General features: G+C 29.4%; 1 protein-coding gene. It reads right to left on the reverse strand.

The genetic code is table 11. The features are described 5' to 3' along the window. Positions 1-42: 42 nt before the first annotated feature. Positions 43-411: IS200/IS605 family transposase (tnpA, locus tag KGF41_RS20560; RefSeq protein WP_227857143.1), on the reverse strand; the 369-nt coding region annotated here is incomplete at its 5' end.

Below are 411 nucleotides of genomic sequence, written 5' to 3' on the forward strand. Positions count from 1 at the left end.
ATTGTGTTCTAGTTAGGTTTAATTTTACTCTATGAGTTTTTATCATTTTTTCTTACTCCTAACTTGTTGATTCTCTACGTATTGTTTAACTACTTCTAAACTTACAGAGCCAACAGTTCCTACGAAATAACTATTAGTCCACATACTAGGCATACTAGACTTTAAATGTTGGAAATTTTCTCTTAATACTCTTGAACTAAAACCTTTTAAACCTTTTACTACTTTATGGATTCCAAATTGTGGGTCACATGATATTAATAAATGCACATGGTCTTTGTTTATTTCCATTTCTATTATTTCTGCTCCAAGTTCATCTGCTTTATATGGTATTATCTCCTTTAACATCTTTTCTACTTCGCCAACTAAAACAGGTTTACGATACTTAGGACAAAATATTATATGATATTTACA

It is taken from the genome of Clostridioides sp. ZZV14-6150 (genome assembly GCF_020657875.1).
GTDB lineage: Bacteria > Bacillota > Clostridia > Peptostreptococcales > Peptostreptococcaceae > Clostridioides.